A 19100-nucleotide genomic window follows, 5' to 3' on the forward strand; every position below is an offset into this window, starting at 1 on the left:
GCAGAGCTCAGGCAAACACCGCTGCCGGCGCCTCCTCCATCTCGCCGGTCTGAACCCGCCACTGGGCGGCGTAGAGGCCGTCCCTGGCCAGCAGTTCGGCGTGGCGGCCCTGCTCGGCGATACGGCCCTGGTCTATCACCACTATGTTGTCGGCATGGACTATGGTGGACAGCCGGTGGGCTATCATGATCACGGTGCGGCCATGGGCGATTTTGCGCAAGGAACGCTGGATGGCGGCCTCGGTCTCGTTGTCCACCGCGCTGGTGGCCTCGTCCAGGATCAGCACCGGCGGCTCCTTGAGCAGGGCCCGGGCCAGGGACAGCCGCTGGCGCTGGCCGCCGGACAGCCGCACGCCCCGCTCGCCCACCGGGGTATCCAGCCCTTGCGGCAACCGCTCGATAAATTCCCAGGCCTCCGCCACCCGGGCGGCGGCGATCACTTCTTCCTCGCTCGCCTCGGGCCGGCCGTAGGCGATGTTGTCGCGGATGCTGCCCTCGAACAGGAACACCTCCTGGCTGACCAGGCCGATATTGCGGCGCAGGGCCTGCATCTCCAGCCGCTCTATCGGTTGGCCGTCCAGGTAGATGGCACCCCGGTCCGGCTGGTAGAAGCGCAGCAGCAATTTGATCAGGGTAGACTTGCCGGAGCCGGTGGCCCCCACCAGCGCCAGGGTGGTGCCGGCGGGCACGGTCAGCTCGATGTCGTTCACCCCCACCCGGCTCGAGGGGTAATGAAAGCCCAGGCCCTCGAAACGCACTTCCCCCTTGACCGCCGCGGCCAGCGGCTCGCCGCCGTCCTGTACCCGCACCGGGGTGCCCAGCAGATCCAGGATGCGGCGGGTACTGGCCATGGCCCGCTCGAACAGGTCGATCACCTGGGCCAGGCCGGTGAGCGGCCACAACAGCCGCTGGGTGAGGAACACCAGCACCCCGTAGGCACCCACGTTGAGCGAGCCGTCCAGGGTCTTGAGGCCGCCGAGGATAAAGGTGGCCAGAAAGCCCACCAGTATCGCCATGCGGATGATGGGGATAAAGGCCGAACTGATGCGGATGGCCTTGCGGTTGGCCTCCACATAGGCCTCGCTGCTCTGGCGCAGCCGCTCGGCCTCGCGGGCCTCGGCGGTGAAGCTCTTGATGGTGGCGATGCCGCCCAGGTTGTTGGACAGCCGTCCGGCCAGATCGCCCACCCTCTCGCGCACCTCGGCGTACACCGGGCCCGCCTTGCGCTGGAAGTAGAAGGCGCCCCAGATGATGATGGGGATGGGGGTGAAGGCCAGCAGGGCGATTTGCGGCGACAGCACCAGGAACACGGCACCCACCGCCACCACGGTGACGAATACCTGGATCAGGCTGTTGGCGCCGCCGTCGAGGAAGCGCTCCAGCTGGTTGACGTCGTCGTTCATGATGGACACCAGCTGGCCCGAGCTTTTGGACTCGAAAAAGCCCATATCCAGCCGCTGCACGTGTTCGTAGGCGTCCTGGCGCAGATCCGACTGCAGCCGCTGGGCCAGGTTGCGCCACAGGATCTGGTAGAGGTACTCGAACAGCGACTCGCCGGCCCAGATCACGAAGGTGAGCACCCCCAGCATCAGGATCTGCTCCTTGGGGGTGACGAAGCCGAGCCGGGCCACGAAACTCTGCTCCTGGTTGACCACCACGTCGATGGCGATGCCGATCAGGATCTCGGGCGCGATATCGAACAGTTTGTTGAGGATGGAGCAGGAAGTGGCGGCGATGATGCGGCGGCGATAGCCCCGGGCATAGCGTAACAGGCGCCACAGCGCCTGGAAGCTGGACGAGCTGGACATGAACAGGCTCCGAACAGGAAACGAAGAAAGGCGCTAGCCTACCGGATCAGCCAGCCATATTAAAGCGAATCATTCTCATTGTATTGACTGCCTTCGGCCCGGACCCGGATCAATTGGCCCGCCTCCAGCCCGGCGGGATATTCTCCGGCGGCCAGGTACTTGTAGCCGGTATTGACCCCATATTCGGAAATGCCCAGGGCCTTTACCAATTCGAAGTGCCGTTCGTAGGCGAACAGATAGCCGGTTTCTCCCGAGGGGTGGCGCAGTATGCGTTCGATTTCGCCCGCATGGGGGCTGCCGAAAGCCTCGGCCAGCCGGTCGGCGTTGCCGCCCTGGGGACCTATGGGCTCGGCATCCGGGTCCGGTTCGAACAGCTCGGGCGCCGAGTTGTACTGGTCCACCACCCAGCCCCGTTGGCACAGGGCCAGCAGCAGGATGTCGTCGTCGTGATTGAGTGCCACCAGCACCGGTACATCCAGTTCGCTCGACAGCCGGCAGCCGAGCGCCAGCACCACCTCCGGCTCCTGGGCCTCGGCCTCTTCGTCCAGCACCACCACCGAGCCCTTGTGAGCCGGGGTGACGAAGGCGTTGCGCCCTTGCAGGGCGGCGGCCACCGCCTCGGCATCGGTGCAGGCCAGGGTATGGCTGACATAAAAGCTTTCCATCTTAACGGCTCCCGGCCCGGCGGCCCCTGTTATTCCCCACCCTTTCAACATAGCCCGAAAACCCGACTTCGTTGTCCGCACCCATAGAAAAGGGGCCCGCAGGCCCCTTCTGAACGGTATTGGCGCCCTACTTGACCCAGATGGGATTGGAGTAGGCGCGGTTGCCCTGTTTGTCTTCCACTATCCATTGCATCCAGGTGCGGTTGGGGGGCACAGGCACGCCGGTACGGAACCACTTGGCACCATTGATGTTCCAGCCGGCCACCTGCTTGCCGTCCAGCCAGACTTCGGCCTTGGCCAGGCCCACTTCGGAGCGGAACTCCACCTGGGTTTCGCTGTAGGGGGCGGCCACACCGCCGAAATTGGTGGTCACCGGGTAGATCTCGGGGCCGAAGCTCAGAAAGCTGTGGCCCTTGGCGGCGGCGGTGGCGAAGTCGGCGCTGAGCCGTCCCTTGGGAGTATAGGCGTAGAGCTTGGCACTCTTCTGGCGGCCGTCCTTCAGCAATGGGCTGGCGCTCAGGTAAACCCGTTCGCCCCTGTCCCAGCGCTGGCGCATCACCGCCAGGTAGGAGTCGAAGTTGCTGGCCGCTGGGTTCAGCTCGAACAGTCCCAGGCTGGCCTGGTCACTGGCGATGGTGTACATCTCCTTGTCGGACAGCAGGCTGCCGAGGGAGCCGGCGCTCAGCCAGGCACTGAACTCGCCGGCTTGCCCCGGCTGGCGCGAGCGACGCAGATCGTCGGTTTCGTACAGCTCGCCCAAATGGTTCTGGGGCTGGGCCGCGGTCCAGTGATTCTGCACCATGCGCGACACCTCGTTGTAGCTGGGGCCCGCCTGGGCCGGCTCGTTGCGCTGCAGGCGATAGCCGGCGAACAGGGTGTCCTTGACCGGGCCCTGCAGCTGGGTGCTGAGCTTGATGCCCGGATAGTCGCGGCTGACCTCGTAGCGGCTCAGCAGGGTATGACCGTTCCACTGACGCTTCAGCTCGATCACCAGCCGCTCCGGGCTGTGCTCGGTGATGGTAAGCGCTTCCAGGCTGAGTTCCCCGTCACCGGGCACGAAGTCGAGGGATTCGATACGATCCTTGCCGAAGACGCCGTTTTCCACCAGGGCCAGATCCACCAGGCCGCCCTGGCTGGCCGAAGAAATGGCGAAGGTGAAGTGGGGCGTACGCACCGTGATGTCTTCGGGGCCACGGGCGTTGCCGCCGGCGATTTGGGTGGGGCCGCGCACCAGTTCGATACCGGCGGGCGGCGTGCCCTGCTTGGCGGTGTTGGAAGAACAGGCGGTAAGCACCATGGCTGCCAGCAGCGACAGACCGGTTTTGTAAAAGCGCATCTTTAAGAAACCCTGATTAAGGAACAACGACGGGCAAGAATTCTGACAGCTCTTAGCCAGAACTCAAGCGCTTCCGCTAACGGCAACCGTGCCGACCGGAACCCGGTGGCCCCGGCCACGACGAAAGAAGTCGTTCAGGGCTCTTCCTGATCCAGCCAGGTCCTGGCCTCATCCAGGCTCTCGAAGTATTGCACCTGGCTGCTCAACATGAACCAGTCGACCACCATGGCCATCAGCTTTTCCTTGAGATCCACCCCCACTATCGCCAGCTTGCTGAAGTCGTCGCCGTGCTTGCGGGTAAACTGGATATCTTCCCATAACGCCTTGGCTTCCCAGCCGCTGAAGTCGATCATGTCCACCAGCGCCTTGATCCTGGGGCTATCCATGGTGGCCAGGGTCTGCTCCAGTTGCTGCTCCATCTCCCTGAAGTCGTCGTAGGCGATGTCTCCGTAGATCTTGATGGTCAGATACAGGGTGTGCTCGTCCTGCTTTTGCATCTCGACGGCCATGCCGTGTGCTTCCAACATGAGGTGTTCTCCTTCGGTGATTGCGGTCAGCCCTAAGTATGGACCCACGCTCCGGTTATGTTGCGCCGGAAAGCGGGGGAGTCCTTGATCTCCGTCAGTTTTTGCTCTTGCCAGCGGCGGCAATTAGCGGCAGCCTTGGCGTCTCGCCCCTATCGGAGTCTTTCCCCATGCGCACCCTGAAGCTTGTTTTTGTCCTGGCCGCCGTGCTGGCCCTCGGCTACGGCGTGGCCGCCCCCTGGATCACCGTCTACCAGATCCGCGAGGCGGCCGACAACCGCGACGGCCGGGCCCTGGCCGAGCACGTGGAATTCGACAGCGTGCGCCAGAGCCTGAAGGATCAGTTGAACGCGCGCATGCTGCGCGAGCTGGGCGACGACATCCGGCAGAATCCCCTGGCCGCCCTGGGCGCCGCCTTCGCCAACGTGGTGGTGGACGGCCTGGTGGATACCTATGTGACCCCGGCCGGCATAGAGCAGTTGATGCGGGGCGAAACGCCGGCACCGGGCATTCCCCGCAGCGAGCCGCCGCCCGCCGGCAACGGAAACGACACCGGCAAGCCCGGGCCCGAGCGCCGAAAACCCTTTTCCGACGCCGCCATGGGCTACCGCTCGCTCAACCATTTCGTGGTCACCATGACCGACGACAGCGGCAAGCAGGCCGAGTTCATCCTGAGCCGCCGCGGCCTGGGTTGGAAGCTGACCGCCATAGTGCTGCCCCTGGACTGAGTTAGTCCCGCCGCCAGTGTCGCTTGAGGCGCTGGCTCAGCTCCCCGGGCTCGTCGGCGAACAGCGCCCGCCCCCCCTGCAGGGCCTGCCGGCGCAGCCGGGCGCGCCGCTCGCCGATAACGGCCATCACAGCCCCTCCCGTCAGCTCCGGGGCATGGCGCAGTTGCAAGGCGGCCAGCACCCCCAGATCGTGCTCATCGCCCAGCCATTCCCCCAGCTCCTTGAGTTGCAGTGCCCTGGGCTGCAGCCAGTCCGGGGCCAGGGGCTGTAGCAGCCGCAGCTGGTAGCCATGGTATTTCACCCACTTGCGCCACTGGTGCCAGGGCTCGGCCGGCTCCTCTCCGCGCAGTTGCCAGGCCGGCTCCCGGGCCTGCTGGTAGACGGTACGAAAGCCCCCCCCCAGGGTACGAAAACGCGGCTCGAACGGCGGCCAGCGGGACAGCCGCGCCCGGCCATCCAGCAGGGCCGTCGCCGCCTGCCGGAGGATCTTGCCCGGCTTTTTCACCCTGGCCGCCGGCAGCCGGGGCAATAGCCGGCCGGTCAGCTCGGCCAGTTCCGGCTGTTGCCGCCCCAGCTGCTCCAGAAGCTGGCGCTGCACCAGTGCATCGCGCAGGGGCGCGAGGCTGCGGGCGATATCACGGAAATAGCGATCGCAGGGACGGAACCGGCGCCCCAGGGGCAGTTCGATCAGGCGCATCAGGGCGCGCAGCTTCTTGATGCTCTTGCGCGCCTCGTGCACCGCCTCGTCCGGCTCGAGTTCCCCCAGCAAGCCGGCGGCGGCCTGCTCCAGCAGGTCGCCGGCATTGGCGCGCAGGCTCTGATCCAGGGACTGTCGCAGATCCAGTTCAAACCCCATGGGTGTGGCTCCCTGTGCGGGCCTGGCCCGTTCGGAGGCTAAGTGTAGCTCAGCCCAGCCGCTTCGGAGTCCGGTACCACAGCAGCTCGCCGCAGCCCGCCTGCAACTCGCTCCAGCCGTGGATCTTCAGCCCCATATGCAGCACGGCGCAGGTGGGAAACTTGTCGTCCGGCCCGCCGCACAGCATCCGGCTCAGCTCGCCCAGGCCGGGCATATGGCCCACCAGCAGCAGGTGGCCGACCGACGCCGGCTGGCGTTGCAGCAGCCTCAGCAGGCTGGCGCCGGACGCCTCGTAGAGCCCGGCGTCCAATGCCATGCCGCTCGCGGGATAGCCGAGGGCGGCGGCGAAGGCCCGGGCCGTGTCCCGGGTCCGCCGCGCCGGACTGCACAGCAGCAGATCCACCGGCGGTAACCGGGTCGCGGCGAAAGGTGCCATCAGCGGCAGATCCTTGCGGCCCCGTTCACCCAGGGGACGGTCGAGGTCGGCCAGGGAGGCATCGTCCCAGCTCGACTTGGCATGACGCACCAGGGTCAGCAGTTTCATTTTGCCTCCATCTTGATCAGTCGCTTTTCCAGCGCCAGCACCAGGAAGACCGCCAGGCCGATCCCTATGGTCAGCAGCACATGGCCCGCCGACAGGGGCCGGGTGCCGAACCAGAACTGCATGATGGGCGTGTAGGTGAAGAAGAGTTGCAACGCCAGCACCACGCTCACCGCCAGCAGGGCCGGCCGCAGGCTGCGCCATCCCGTCCAGGCCGGGCTTTCGCTGTACAGGTGACGCACGCTGAACAGGTACCAGACCTCCATGGCCACCAGGGTGTTCACCGCCAGGGTGCGGGCGTAACCGACCTCGTGGCCGGCGGCCAGGGACCACTGGAACACCCCGAAGATGCCGATGGTGAACAGAATCGACACCAGCAGTATGCGCCATATCAGGAAGCGGGACAGTATGGGGGCGCAAGGGTCCCGGGGCGGACGGCGCATCACCCCGGGCTCGCTGGCTTCGAAGGCCAGGGCCATCGCCAGGCCAATGGAGCTGACCATGTTCACCCAGAGGATCTGCAGCGGCTCTATCGGCAAGGTCAGCGCCAGCAGCAGGGCCAGTATGATGGACAGGGACTCCCCCCCGTTGACCGGCAGCAGGAAGACGATGGCCTTTTTCAGGTTGTCGTACACGGTGCGCCCCTCGTGTACCGCCCGGGTGATGGTGGCGAAGTTGTCGTCGGTCAGCACCATCTCGCTGGCTTCCTTGGCCGCCTCGGTGCCGCCCTGGCCCATGGCCACCCCCACGTCGGCCCGCTTGAGCGCCGGGGCATCGTTGACGCCGTCGCCGGTCATGGCCACCACGGCGCCCCGCTCCTGCAGCGCCCGCACCAGCCGCAGCTTGTGCTCCGGCGTGGTACGGGCGAACACATTCACCTCCGCCACCCGCTCGCACAGCTCGGCGTCGCTCAGTTGCTCCAGCTCCCGTCCGGTCAGCGCCTCGTCATTGTTGTGCAGCCCCAACCGGGCGGCGATGGCCGCGGCGGTGATGCCGTGATCGCCGGTGATCATCTTGACCTGGATGCCCGCATGGTGGCATTCGGCCACCGCCGCTATCGCCTCGTCCCGGGGCGGATCCATCAGCCCCACCCACCCCAGCAATTGCAGGCCCTGCTCCAGTTGCTCGTGCCGCAGTTCGCCCTCGGCTTCGTCGGCCGCCAGCGCCCGGGCGGCGAACCCCAGCACCCGCTGGCCGCCGGCGGCGATCTCTTCCATTTCCCGCTGCCAGCGGCCCTGATCCAGGGGCTGGCCGCCGTGCTCTTCCCGGCATAGCGTCAGCAGCACGTCCGGCGCCCCCTTCACCACCAGGAAAGTGGTACCGTCCTCCCGGCGGTGGCGGCTGGCCATGTATTTGTAGCGGGAGTCGAAGGGGATCTCGCCACTGCGTGGATAACGCTGCTGCTGTTCGGCCGGCTCCAGCCCCCCCTTGAGTGCCAGGGTCAGCAGGGCGCCCTCCATGGGATCCCCCTCCACCTGCCAGCCCTGCCCACCCTGTAGCAGGCGACTGTCGTTACACAGCACGCAGGCCTGCAGCAGGGGAGCCAGGGCAGAGGAAGCAAGTTCGACACCGTCGAGCCGGTGCAGCTCGCCCTCGGGCGCATAGCCGCTGCCCTCCACCCGGTAGCGGGCGTCGGGCAGGGTCAGGCTGGCCACCATCATCTCGTTGCGGGTCAGGGTGCCGGTCTTGTCGGAGCAGATCACCGACACCGCCCCCAGGGTTTCTACCGCCGGCAAGCGACGGATGATGGCCCGGCGCCGGGCCATGCGGGTCACGCCGATGGCCAGGGCCACGGTGAGGATAGTGGGCAGGCCTTCGGGAATGGCGGCCACCGCCAGGCTGACCACCGCCATAAACAGCATCTGGGGATCCTGGCCCCGCAGCAGGCCGAGCACGAACACCAGCACCGCCAGGCTCAGTATCACCAGGGTCAGGGTCTTGGCGAAGCCGGCCATCTGTCGGATCAGGGGCGTGGTCAGCTCCTCCACCGTCGCCAGCAGCCGGTTGATCTTGCCGAGTTCGGTGCGCACCCCGGTGGCCACCACTACCCCCATGCCCTGGCCCTGGGTGATCAGGGTGCCGGAATAGAGCATGCCGCGCCTGTCCCCCAGGTCGGCGTCTTCCGCCACCGGCGCCTCATCCTTGGACACCGGCACCGACTCGCCGGTCAGGGCCGCCTCCTGGGCCTGCAACCGGCTGGCTTGCAGCAGGCGGACATCCGCCGGCACCTTGTCGCCGGCGGCCAGCCAGACCCGGTCGCCCGGCACCAGCTCGCTGGCGTCGATGCGCCGCCGCTCGCCATCGCGGATCACCGTGGCCTTGGCCGACAGCATGGCGCGGATGGCCTGCAGCGCCTGCTCGGCCCGCCCCTCCTGGATATAGCCGATGACACCGTTGACCAGCACCACCGCCAGTATCACGCCGGTGTCGACCCAGTGCTGCATCAGCGCCGCCAGCACGGCGGCGCCCAGCAACACGTAGATCAGCAGGTTGTGGAACTGGCGCAGCAACCGGCGCCACCAGGGCGTGGGCGCCACCCCGGGCAGTTGATTGGGCCCGAAACGGTGCAGCCGGGTTTCGGCCTCGGCCCGGCTCAGACCCTGCTCGGGGCTGTCCAGCCCGGCCGCCACCGCCTCGCCCGGCTGGCTATGCCAGCGGGGGGAAGAAGGGGGGATGTTTTCCGTGGTTCCTCGGCTCATCACTTACCTCTTGCTGCAGTGCACAATTCATTGTAGCCACTCTAGCAGTATAGTAATGACAAGCCTTTGATATATCACAAGGAGGGTGGCGGCCGGGCCGGACAGGGCCCGGCCGCCTGGGTCAGGCGACCCGTTCCAGCCTGACCGGCACCGGCCGGCAGAGGGTGTTGCACACCGGCGAATGCTGGCGGGCATAGCCCATCAGGTCCTCCAGCTCCCGGTCGCTGCAGTCGGCGTCCACCTTCATGCGGATGGTGATCTGCTCGTAGCCGGCGGGGATGCCGTCGTCCAGGCCGAGCAGGCCGTGCAGATCGATATCCCCTTCCAGTTCGGTGGACAGGGCGCGAATACGGATGCCGCGGGCGGCCGCGTGCAGCACCAGGGTGGTGGTCACGCAGCCGGCCAGGGCATGCAGCAGGTATTCCACCGGGTTGGCGCCCTCGTTGGCCCCCAGCAACACCGGCGGCTCACCGTTGGTGAAGTGGAAGGGCTGGGTACGGGAATCGTCCTCCTGGCCGGCACCGTAAAAGCCCTGGATGCTGGAGCGGTTCTCACCGCCGCTGACCCAGCGGTTGCGGGCCCGGAACTGGAAGCGGGCCAGGCCCGGCTGCTGCTGGATGGCGGCGATGGTGGTCATCATCTGGTCCTTGTCGAGACCGTTGATCATCTGGCTGTGGGTGTTCATGGCATTTCTCCTCGGTTACACAGGTTGGGCGATGGCGTTCGCCTCGCTTTCACTGTCGCAAGCCCCGTGCCAGCCGTTGATGGTGAAAAATTCACTTTATAATCAATTGGTTGTTATTTACCCCTGGCACAACGGAAGTCCCGATATCTCGTGTTTCACGATAATTCGGGGCTGCCGGCACGAGATCGGGGGGACATCAGCGCAGGCCGATGGCCTTGAGGCGGGAACTCAGGGTATTGGGATGCAGGCCGAGCAGGGCGGCGGCGCCGTCGGGGCCGGCAATCCTGCCCTGGCAGTGGGCCAGGGCCCGCTCCAGGTTGGCCTTTTCCAGCGCCGCCAGCTCCGCCGCGGTGAGGATGACGGCTTCGTCCGGTTCCATGGGCAAAGGTGGTGGCGACGCCTCGGGCAGGGCCCGCTCCAGGGCCAGCCGGCGACCGTCCGGGCTGATGATCAGCGCCCGCTCCAGCACGTTTTCCAGCTCGCGTACATTGCCCGGCCAGGGGTAGGCGCGCAGGCGGCGCTCGTCCTGCTCGGTCAGTTCCGGCAGGGGCAGGCCATGGCGGCGGGCGAAGCGTGCCAGCAGGGCCCGGGCCAGCAGCAGGATATCGTCGCCCCGCTGCCGCAGGGGCGGCACCCGCAGCGGGAAGACGTTGAGCCGGTACCAGAGATCCTGGCGAAAGCTTCCCTCCGCCACCATGGCCGCCAGATCCCGGTGGGTGGCGGCGATCAGGCGCACGTCCACCTTTTCGGTGCGGCCGCCGCCCACCCGCTCGAACTCTCCCTCCTGCAGCACCCGCAGCAGCTTGGCCTGCAGATCCGGCGGCATCTCCCCCACCTCGTCGAGGAACAGGGTGCCGCCGTCGGCCAGCTTGAAACGGCCGTCCCGGCGCTGCAGGGCGCCGGTGAAGGCGCCCTTCTCATGGCCGAAGAATTCACTCTCCTGCAGCCCCAGGGCGATGGCGGCGCAGTTGACCCGGATAAAGGGCATGCCGGCCCGCCCGCTCTGGCGATGGAGGGCGCTGGCCACCAGCTCCTTACCGGTGCCGGTTTCGCCGCTGACGAGCACTGTGGTGTCGAGCCCCGCCACCCGCCGCAGCTCCTCCCGCATCCGGCGCATGGGCGGGCTTTCGCCCAGGATCTCCGTCTCGCCCTGCAACAGTGCGATGTCCTCCCGCAGCTGGCGGGCCTCTGCGGCCAGGGTGCGCAGCCGGGCCTCCCGCTCGGCCAGGGCCTGATCCCGCCACAGCCGGGCCAGCTCGGCCGAGGCCCGGGCGGTGAACAGCCGGAACACCGAGAGCAGGGCGGCGCTGGCCGCCAGGGGCTTGTCGTCCAGCACCGCCAGGTGGCCGAGCACCACCCCGTTGGCGTCCTGCAGGGGCTGGCCCAGGTAACTGACCGCGCCCAGGGCCGGCAGATCCGGGTCCCGGGGATAGAGTTCGATCACCCGCTCCGCCACCAGGGTCGGCTCGCAGCGGTTGATCACCGGCTCGCAGGGGGTGCCGCCGATGTCGTATTCGTAGTCCTCGATATAGTGGTCGTCGAACCAGAACGCCAGCGCCCGCAGCCGGCGGCGGGCCGGCCGCCACTCGGTGACCCAGGCGCCCTTGACCCCGAGCATCAGCGCCAGTTGCCGCACCAGCTGCTCGAAAAAGGCCTGGCCCGAGCTGCCGGCCAGGCCATGCACCAGGGCGTCGAGCAGCCGCTGGTCGAGGACGGGGCGATCGGTGGCGGGCATGGGGAGACCTCCGGTGACGGGCGCTCCCCCAAGTATAAGGCAGCCGGGGCTACAACTCGTCCAGCCGCCTGAGCAGCCGATCCAGGCCGTTGACCAGATCCCGGTATTCGGACGCCGACAGGCAGTCGATCAGGTTCGCTTCCCATTCCAGCACCCGGGGCACCATGCGCTGGTACAGCTCCTGCCCTTCCGGCGTCAGCCTGACCAGGGCGGCGCGCTGATCCTCCGGCATGGGGGTGCGCTGTATCAGCCCCTTGTCCTCCAGCCCCTGCAGGCCGCGGGATACCTTGACCTTGTCCATGCTGCTGATGGCCGACAGATCCCGGGCGATCACCTGCTCCCGGTAGCCGATGGCGGCCAGCAACCGCCACTCGGGCCGGCTGATGCCGAACTCCCTGGAATACAGCTCGGCCAGCCGGCTGCCGACCCGTTCGGCGGTCAGCACCAGCTTGTAGGGGACGAAATCGTCCAGTACGAAATGTGTTTTCTTCTGTACCACGCCACATCCTTCGGTCTAGGGCCGGAAAATGAAAACAGTGTAACTATTTTCTGCCGGAAACACGTAGCGAAAAGCGAACCGCCCCGAAAAAACCCCACTTAATTTACTATATTTTAACAATGGCACTTGAAATATCCATTGCAGCCATGGATATTAGTAACAAATGCAACCAAATCATTTCAGGGAGAGCAGGCAAATGCGTCACTGGTTCCAATTCCCCATCCGCGAGGGCGACACCTCGCGCCAGGCCCACTGCGACATGCCGGCGGGCACCTTCGAGCGGGAAATCGGCAAGGAGGGCTTCTTCGGCCCGGCCACCCATATGTACCATGAGCACGCCCCCACCGGCTGGAGCGCCTGGGAAGGCCCCCTGCGGCCCCGCGCCTTCGACACCAACCGGCTGACGCCGCCGGGCCAGAGCCCCTGGGATGCCGCCCCCCTGCTGCACAACGCCAACGTCAAGGTGCGGCTCTGGAAGAGCGAGCACTCCATGGATCACCTGGTGCGCAACGGCGACGGCGACGAGTGCCTGTTCGTGCACCAGGGTCGGGGCTGGCTCTACTGCGACTACGGCCGGCTGGCCTTTCACGATGGCGACTACCTGATCCTGCCCCGCTCCACCACCTGGCGGCTGGAGATCGAGGAGCCGGTGACCCTGCTGATGATAGAGGCCAGCAACGGCTCCTACCTGAACGCCGAACGCGGCCTGGTGGGCGCCCACGCCATCTTCGACCCGGCGGTGCTGGAATACCCGCGCATCGACGACGCCTTCAGGGCCCAGGCCGCCCGGCCCGGCGAATGGCAGGTCTTGCTCAAGGCCCGGGAGCAGATGAACCGCATCACCTTTCCCTTCAACCCGCTGGACGCCCGAGGCTGGAAGGGCGATCTCACCGTGTTCCGGCTCAACTGGCGCGACATCCGCCCGCTGATGAGCCACCGCTACCACCTGCCCCCCTCGGCCCACACCACCTTCGTCGCCGACGGCTTCGTGATCTGCACCTTCGTGCCCCGGCCCATAGAGTCGGATCCGGGCGCGCTCAAGGTGCCCTTCTACCACAACAACGACGACTACGACGAGGTCATCTTCTACCACAAGGGCAACTTCTTCAGCCGGGACAACATAGAGGCGGGCATGATCACCCTGCACCCCTGCGGCTTCACCCATGGCCCCCACCCCAAGGCCTTCGCCGCCGGCGCCAAGCACGCCCGCACCGAGACCGACGAGGTGGCGGTGATGATCGACACCCGGCTGCCGCTGGACGTGGCCGAACTGCCCGAGGGGGTGGAAAACCCGGATTATGTGAATTCCTGGCAGGTGAAGGGCTGCTAGCTGGAAGCTGGAAGCTGGAAGCTGGAAGCTGGAAGCTGGAAGCGGGAAGCTGGAAGCTGGAAGCGGGAAGCGGGAAGCGGGAAGCGGGAAGCGGGAAGCGGGAAGCGGGAAGCGGGAAGCGGGAAGCGGGAAGCGGGAAGCGGGAAGCGGGAAGCGGGAAGCTGGAAGCTGGAAGCTGGAAGCTGGAAGCTGGAAGACATCTTACACAAGCTACTGACAGACTTGCAGAGTGGTTTGAGCAGGCAACACAAATGCCCGAAAGGAGGCCAAAGGGAGCCGCTCCGCCGACCGTCACATGCCATGGATGGCATGTGCGAGCGTACAAGGAGGTATTTACAGCGTGTCGGCGGAGCGGGCCCTTTGGCCGACTTCTTCGAAGTATTCAGACAACTTTGCCAACAAATTGAAGTTAAGGAGATTATTGTGAAACTAGCCTCTCTCAAACAGGGCCGCGACGGCCAGTTGATCGTGGTGTCCCGGGATCTGAGCCGGGCGGTGCAGGCCGGGGCCATCGCCCCCAGCCTGCAGGCGGCGCTGGACAACTGGGCCGAGGCCGAACCCAGGCTGCAGGCCCTGTACCGGCAGTTGAACGAGGGCGCCTGCGCCGACAGCTTCCCCTTCGACCAGGCCGCCTGCGCCTCGCCCCTGCCCCGGGCCTACCAGTGGGCCGACGGCAGCGCCTACGTCAACCACGTGGAGCTGGTGCGCAAGGCCCGCGGCGCCGAGATGCCGGCCAGCTTCTGGACGGATCCGCTGATGTACCAGGGCGTGTCCGACGGTTTTATCGGCCCGCGCGAGGACATCCGCCTGGCGGACGAGGCCTGGGGCATCGACTTCGAGGGCGAGGTGGCGGTGATCACCGACGACGTGCCCATGGGCACCCCCGCCGAGCGGGCCGGCGACCATATCAGGCTGCTGATGCTGGTCAACGACGTTTCCCTGCGCAACCTGATCCCCCACGAGCTGGCCAAGGGCTTCGGCTTCTTCCAGTCCAAGCCCGCCTCCTCCTTCTCGCCGGTGGCGGTAACCCCGGACGAGCTGGGCGACCACTGGCGGGAGCACAAGGTCCACCGCCGGCTGCGGGTGCACCTCAACGACGAACTGTTCGGCGAGCCCGACGCCGGTACCGACATGACCTTCGACTTCGCCCAGCTGGTGGCCCACGTCAGCTTCAACCGGGCACTCTGCGCCGGCGCCATCATCGGCTCGGGCACCGTCTCCAATGTGGATCGCAGCACCGGCTCCTGCTGCCTGGCGGAGCGGCGCATGCTGGAGATCATCGACCAGGGCGAGGCCAAAACCCCCTTTATGAAGTTCGGCGACCGGGTACGCATCGAGATGCTGGACGAGGACGGCCATTCCATCTTCGGCGCCATCGATCAGCGGGTGGTAAAACATGAAGCTCTATGACTATCCCCGCTCCTCCGCCGCCTACCGGGTGCGGATAGCGCTGAATCTGAAAGGGGTAAACTTCGAAGCCATCCCCGTCAACCTGCTGGAAGGCCAGCAGCGCGGCGAGGACTACCGTGCCCTCAACCCCACCGGCCTGGTGCCCAGCCTGGATACCGGCGAGGGGCTTATCGGCCAGTCCCTGGCCATCATCGAATACCTGGACGAGCGCTTTCCCGAGCCGGCCCTGCTGCCGGCCGGGGCCTTGGCACGCGCCCGGGCCCGCGCCCTGGCCCTGCAGGTGGCCTGCGACATCCACCCGCTCAACAACCTGCGGGTACTGCAATACCTGGTGGGCGAATTCGGCATCGATGAACAGCAGAAGCTGGCCTGGTATCACCACTGGCTGAAACAGGGCCTGGCCGCCCTGGAGCGGCAACTGGCCGGCGAAAGCTCCGCGTTTTGCTGCGGCGAGCGTCCTGGCCTGGCGGATATCTGCCTGGTGCCCCAGCTCTACAACGCCCGCCGCTTCGGCCTGGATCTCGCGCCCTACCCGCGACTGGTGGCCATAGAGGCAGCCTGCCAGCGGCTGGAGGCTTTCGCCGCCGCCCATCCCGACCATCATCAGGAGGCCTAGATGAATACCGATCATCAGCCCCTCTGGCGCCCCGCCCCTGCCCGCATCGAGCAGAGCCGGCTCTGGCGCTTTATCGACGACTTGAACCGGGAGCAGGGTCTGGCCATCGACGACTTCGCCGCCCTGCACGCCTGGTCGGTGCGCAACGCCGAGGCCTTCTGGAGCCGGTTGTGGGACTTCGCCGGCGTGATCGGCCACAAGGGAGAAGTATTGCTGCAACGGGGCCAAAACCCCGAGCAGGATCTGTGGTTTCCCGAGGCCAGACTCAACTTCGCCGAAAACCTGCTGGCCCAGGCCCACGCCTTCGCCCGGGAAGACGCCATACTGTTCCAGGCCGAAGGCCAGGGACACCTGCGGCTAAGCTGGGCCGAGCTGGAAGCCCAGGTGGCGGCCCTGCGTGCCTGGCTCGAGGCCGAAGGCATAGGCCCCGGCGACGTGGTGGCCGGCTACCTGCCCAACCTGCCGGAGACGGCGATCGCCATGCTGGCCACCGCCGCCCTGGGTGCGGTCTGGACCTCCACCTCGCCGGACTTCGGGGTCGACAGCGTGATCGACCGCTTCGGTCAGACCCGGCCCAAGGTGCTGTTCAGCGCCGACGGCTACCGCTACAACGGCAAGCTGCACGACACCAGCGCCAAGGCCAGGGACATAGTGGCGGCGCTGGACAGCGTGCGCCACTGGGTGCAGATCCCCTATATCGGCCGGCACCAGCTGGGCCCGGACGACGGCGCCTTGCACTGGCCCGAGCTGCTTGAACGCCACCGGGGCCAGCCGCCGCGCTATACCCCCATGCCCTTCAACGCGCCGCTCTACGTGCTCTACTCCTCCGGCACCACCGGCCAGCCCAAGTGCATCGTCCACGGCGCCGGCGGCATGCTGCTCAATCACCTCAAGGAGCACCAGCTGCACTCGGACATCCGCGCCGGCGACCGGGTGCTCTACTTCACCACCTGCGGCTGGATGATGTGGAACTGGCTGGTGTCCGCCCTGGCCAGCGGCGCCACCCTGCTGCTGTATGAGGGCTCCCCCTTCGCCCCCGACGGCCACGTGCTGTGGGACTGGAGCGAGCGGGAGGGGGTCACCCTGTTCGGCACCTCCGCCAAGTACCTGGAGGCGCTGGAGAAGCAGCATATCCACCCGGCCGACAGCCACGATCTCGGCGCCCTGCGCACCCTCTGCTCCACCGGCTCCACCCTGGCGCCGGAGCAGTTCGACTACGTCTACCGCCATATCAAGGCGGATCTGCAGCTGGCTTCCATCTCCGGCGGCACCGATATCTGCGGTTGCTTCGTGCTCGGCAACCCCATCAGCCCGGTGTACCGGGGCGAATGCCAGGGCCCCGGCCTGGGGCTGGACGTGCGGGTGTTCGACGACCAGGGCCACCCCCTGGTCGGCCGGCGGGGCGAGCTGGTGTGCCGCAACAGCTTCCCCAACCGGCCGCTGGGGTTCTGGGACGACGAAGACGGCAGCCGCTACCACGCCGCCTACTGGGCCACCTGGCCCGGGGTCTGGCACCACGGGGATTTCGTCGAGCTGACCGAGCACGGCGGCATGCTGTTCTACGGCCGCTCCGACACCGTGCTCAACCCGGGCGGAGTGCGCATCGGCACCGCCGAGATCTACCGCCAGGTCAGCCAGTTCGAGCAGATCCAGGATTCGGTGGTGATCGGCCAGCACTGGCAGAACGACGTGCGGGTGGTGTTGTTCGTGAAGATGGCCCCGGGTGAAGCGCTGACCGAGGAGCTGGAACACGCCATCCGCGACCGGATCCGCCGCCAGTGCACCCCCCGCCATGTACCGGCCAAAATCCTGGCGGTGGCCGATATCCCCAGGACCAAGTCGGGCAAGACGGTGGAGCTGGCGGTGCGCAACCTGGTGCACGGGGAGCCGGTGAAAAACATCGGCGCCCTGGCCAACCCGGAGGCGCTGGCGCTGTTTCGCGACCTGCCCGAGCTGGCCCGCTGACCGAGCCGGGAGCCCGGCTCCCGGCCCTCTCCTTTCGCGCGGAAAATCCTGCTAGGCTGTGGCTTGATCCCTGCCCTCACGGAGTATGAACTTGGAGCCCGCCCCGCCCTGGCTGCCCGCCCTGACCGATGCGGTGGCCGCCATCCGCACCCCGGCCTTTCCCCGGGCCCTGGTGGCCTTTATCAAGGCCGCGCTGCCCTTCGACTGCGCCCTGGTGCTGGGCTACAGCCAGAGCCACAAACCCATCTATCTCTACGACTCCCTCACCGAGCAGCGCCAGGTGCTGTTTGAGCACTACCTGCACCAAGCCTACCGGGAAGACCCCTTCTACCAGGCGGTGCAGGCGGGCGTGGCGCCGGGGGTCTACCTGCTGTCCGAGCTGTTTCCCCGTTTCTTCACCAAAAGCGATTATTACCGGGGCTTCTACCAGAACACCGGCTGGCGCGACGAGGTGGGCATCATCAGCCGGGTCAACGACGAGGTGACTGTGGTGTTTTCCCTCGGCCGGCTGGGCCGGCGGCCCGCCCCGGATCAGGAGCAACTGGCCGCCCTGCACCGGCTCGAGCCCCTGATCCAGAACCTGTGCCTGCAGCACTGGGGCGCCCTCACCGGCGAACTGTCGGCGGCACCGCCGGGGCAGGACGACGTGAAAGGGCGGATCGAGCTCGCCTTCGCCAGCCTGGGCGACGGGCTGCTGACCAGACGCGAGCGGGAAATACTGCGCCTGGTGCTGCTCGGCCACCGCTCCCGGGAAATCGGCGAGCGGCTGGGCATCGGCGAAGGCACCGTCAAGAACCACCGCAAGCGCGCCTACGCCAAGCTCAACCTGGGCTCCCAGGCCGATCTCTTCCAGATGTTCCTGAACCATCTGATCACCCTGGACAGCCGGACGATGCCCGAAGAAGAGCACGACTAAATAACTGATCCTAATAGTGCTACATCGACCGGGCCCCGCACGCAGACACGCCATGAACCTATCCCTGGGGGCTCCGCCGCGCCATCCCTGGCGCGGAGGGTCTGCTTAGCGGAACCCAGTCGCTGCCGACAGTGATCTACTATTCGGAACAGCTATTTAGGAAACTGATTTGCAATAAGACGCCGGCCAAGCCTTTTCTGGCAAGGGCGGGGATTTTAGACGCCGTTGAGGGAATGCCGACTGGCGGTGCCTAATGGACCCTTTGTGGATTTGCTGCCATTATATTGGAAGTTATCGCGATGCGGAGCAGGATGATGGTTTATCCCGTTTTGGCGCTATGGGCCTGTCTGTGTGCCCTGCAGGATGCAAACCAGAAAAAAATTTCAAATTATCTGACGCTTTCTGTCTGCGCCATTGCGCTCGCCAGGCTTTTTGTCGATGGCTCGACCTTTATCGGTGCGTCCCCCATGCAAGCCGCCATCGCTGTTATTTGCGCCCTGCTTATTACCTTGCCGGGATATTTAACGGGCAGGCTGGGGGCTGGTGACGTAAAAATGCTGTTGGCCCTGTCCCTCGCCACCGATCCGATGCATCTGTTATGGACCCTCGCCTTGGCCAGCCTGGTCATGCTTGCCTGGGCCCTGAGCATCAATAAAATATGGCAATTAGTACCGGCCTTGATCAGAAAAAATGTCAACCATTTATCTCCGGAGTATATAAAGGACCCGCCCTACGCTCCTTTTATATTCATCGGATTTTTGTTTTCATCCTGGCTATTGATATAAGGA

At 66.2% G+C, this 19100-nt stretch carries 17 protein-coding genes; 7 read left to right on the top strand and 10 right to left on the bottom strand.

The genetic code is table 11. The features are described from left to right. Nucleotides 1-7 precede the first annotated feature (7 nt). From JKV55_RS04410 to JKV55_RS04425, 4 genes are all read right to left on the bottom strand, one after another. Nucleotides 8-1807 (bottom strand): ABC transporter ATP-binding protein, encoded by a 1800-nt coding sequence (locus tag JKV55_RS04410; RefSeq protein ID WP_202082571.1) that lies wholly within the window; start codon nucleotides 1805-1807, stop codon nucleotides 8-10. A 59-nt stretch (nucleotides 1808-1866) separates the two neighbouring features. Beyond that, a complete protein-coding gene (locus tag JKV55_RS04415) occupies nucleotides 1867-2472 on the bottom strand; it encodes a hypothetical protein (protein ID WP_202082573.1) in 606 nt (201 codons plus the stop codon). A gap of 127 nt (nucleotides 2473-2599) precedes the next feature. Then, on the bottom strand, nucleotides 2600-3808 hold the full coding sequence (locus JKV55_RS04420) for a CehA/McbA family metallohydrolase domain-containing protein (RefSeq protein ID WP_202082575.1): 1209 nt from the start codon (nucleotides 3806-3808) through the stop codon (nucleotides 2600-2602). Nucleotides 3809-3942: 134 nt separating this feature from the next. Beyond that, complete coding sequence (locus tag JKV55_RS04425) at nucleotides 3943-4335, bottom strand: SpoIIAA family protein (RefSeq protein ID WP_202082577.1); 393 nt, start codon at nucleotides 4333-4335, stop codon at nucleotides 3943-3945. A 167-nt stretch (nucleotides 4336-4502) separates the two neighbouring features. Here JKV55_RS04425 and JKV55_RS04430 point away from each other — a divergent pair, with 167 nt between their 5' ends. Continuing rightward, nucleotides 4503-5060 (top strand): DUF2939 domain-containing protein, encoded by a 558-nt coding sequence (locus JKV55_RS04430; RefSeq protein WP_202082579.1) that lies wholly within the window; start codon nucleotides 4503-4505, stop codon nucleotides 5058-5060. Nucleotide 5061: 1 nt separating this feature from the next. Here JKV55_RS04430 and JKV55_RS04435 read toward each other — a convergent pair whose 3' ends face one another. The 6 genes from JKV55_RS04435 to JKV55_RS04460 all read right to left on the bottom strand — a co-directional run bounded on the left by JKV55_RS04435 (nucleotide 5062) and on the right by JKV55_RS04460 (nucleotide 12075). After that, nucleotides 5062-5916, bottom strand: coding sequence for a CHAD domain-containing protein (locus JKV55_RS04435; protein ID WP_202082581.1), 855 nt, complete (start codon nucleotides 5914-5916; stop codon nucleotides 5062-5064). 49 nt (nucleotides 5917-5965) lie between these two features. Continuing rightward, on the bottom strand, nucleotides 5966-6460 hold the full coding sequence (locus JKV55_RS04440; RefSeq protein WP_202082583.1) for a SixA phosphatase family protein: 495 nt from the start codon (nucleotides 6458-6460) through the stop codon (nucleotides 5966-5968). Further along, nucleotides 6457-9156 carry a cation-translocating P-type ATPase gene (locus JKV55_RS04445; RefSeq protein WP_202082585.1) on the bottom strand — a complete coding sequence of 900 codons (2700 nt, stop codon included), beginning with the start codon at nucleotides 9154-9156 and terminating at the stop codon, nucleotides 6457-6459. Before JKV55_RS04445 ends, JKV55_RS04440 begins: the two co-directional genes overlap by 4 nt. A gap of 121 nt (nucleotides 9157-9277) precedes the next feature. After that, a complete protein-coding gene (locus JKV55_RS04450; RefSeq protein WP_202082587.1) occupies nucleotides 9278-9841 on the bottom strand; it encodes an OsmC family protein in 564 nt (187 codons plus the stop codon). A gap of 196 nt (nucleotides 9842-10037) precedes the next feature. Next, nucleotides 10038-11576, bottom strand: a complete 1539-nt coding sequence (locus JKV55_RS04455; RefSeq protein ID WP_202082589.1) for a sigma-54 interaction domain-containing protein — start codon at nucleotides 11574-11576, stop codon at nucleotides 10038-10040. A gap of 49 nt (nucleotides 11577-11625) precedes the next feature. Continuing rightward, entirely contained in the window at nucleotides 11626-12075 is a 450-nt protein-coding gene (locus JKV55_RS04460) for a MarR family winged helix-turn-helix transcriptional regulator (protein ID WP_202082591.1), read from the bottom strand. A gap of 196 nt (nucleotides 12076-12271) precedes the next feature. Here JKV55_RS04460 and JKV55_RS04465 point away from each other — a divergent pair, with 196 nt between their 5' ends. The 6 genes from JKV55_RS04465 (at nucleotide 12272) to JKV55_RS04490 (ending at nucleotide 19097) form a co-directional block, all read left to right on the top strand. Next, nucleotides 12272-13405, top strand: coding sequence for a homogentisate 1,2-dioxygenase (locus JKV55_RS04465; RefSeq protein ID WP_202082593.1), 1134 nt, complete (start codon nucleotides 12272-12274; stop codon nucleotides 13403-13405). Nucleotides 13406-13828: 423 nt separating this feature from the next. Then, nucleotides 13829-14815 (top strand): fumarylacetoacetate hydrolase family protein, encoded by a 987-nt coding sequence (locus JKV55_RS04470; protein ID WP_202082595.1) that lies wholly within the window; start codon nucleotides 13829-13831, stop codon nucleotides 14813-14815. Next, complete coding sequence (maiA, locus tag JKV55_RS04475) at nucleotides 14802-15431, top strand: maleylacetoacetate isomerase (protein WP_202082597.1); 630 nt, start codon at nucleotides 14802-14804, stop codon at nucleotides 15429-15431. The genes JKV55_RS04470 and maiA overlap by 14 nt, the downstream gene beginning before the upstream one ends. Then, complete coding sequence (locus tag JKV55_RS04480) at nucleotides 15432-17396, top strand: acetoacetate--CoA ligase (RefSeq protein ID WP_202082599.1); 1965 nt, start codon at nucleotides 15432-15434, stop codon at nucleotides 17394-17396. It abuts the gene before it with no gap. Nucleotides 17397-17481: 85 nt separating this feature from the next. After that, nucleotides 17482-18312 (top strand): helix-turn-helix transcriptional regulator, encoded by an 831-nt coding sequence (locus tag JKV55_RS04485; protein ID WP_202082601.1) that lies wholly within the window; start codon nucleotides 17482-17484, stop codon nucleotides 18310-18312. 311 nt (nucleotides 18313-18623) lie between these two features. Next, complete coding sequence (locus JKV55_RS04490) at nucleotides 18624-19097, top strand: prepilin peptidase (RefSeq protein WP_202082603.1); 474 nt, start codon at nucleotides 18624-18626, stop codon at nucleotides 19095-19097. Nucleotides 19098-19100: the final 3 nt, after the last annotated feature.

The sequence above is a fragment of the Zobellella iuensis genome, from assembly GCF_016746085.1.
Taxonomy (GTDB): Bacteria; Pseudomonadota; Gammaproteobacteria; order Enterobacterales; family Aeromonadaceae; genus Oceanimonas; species Oceanimonas iuensis.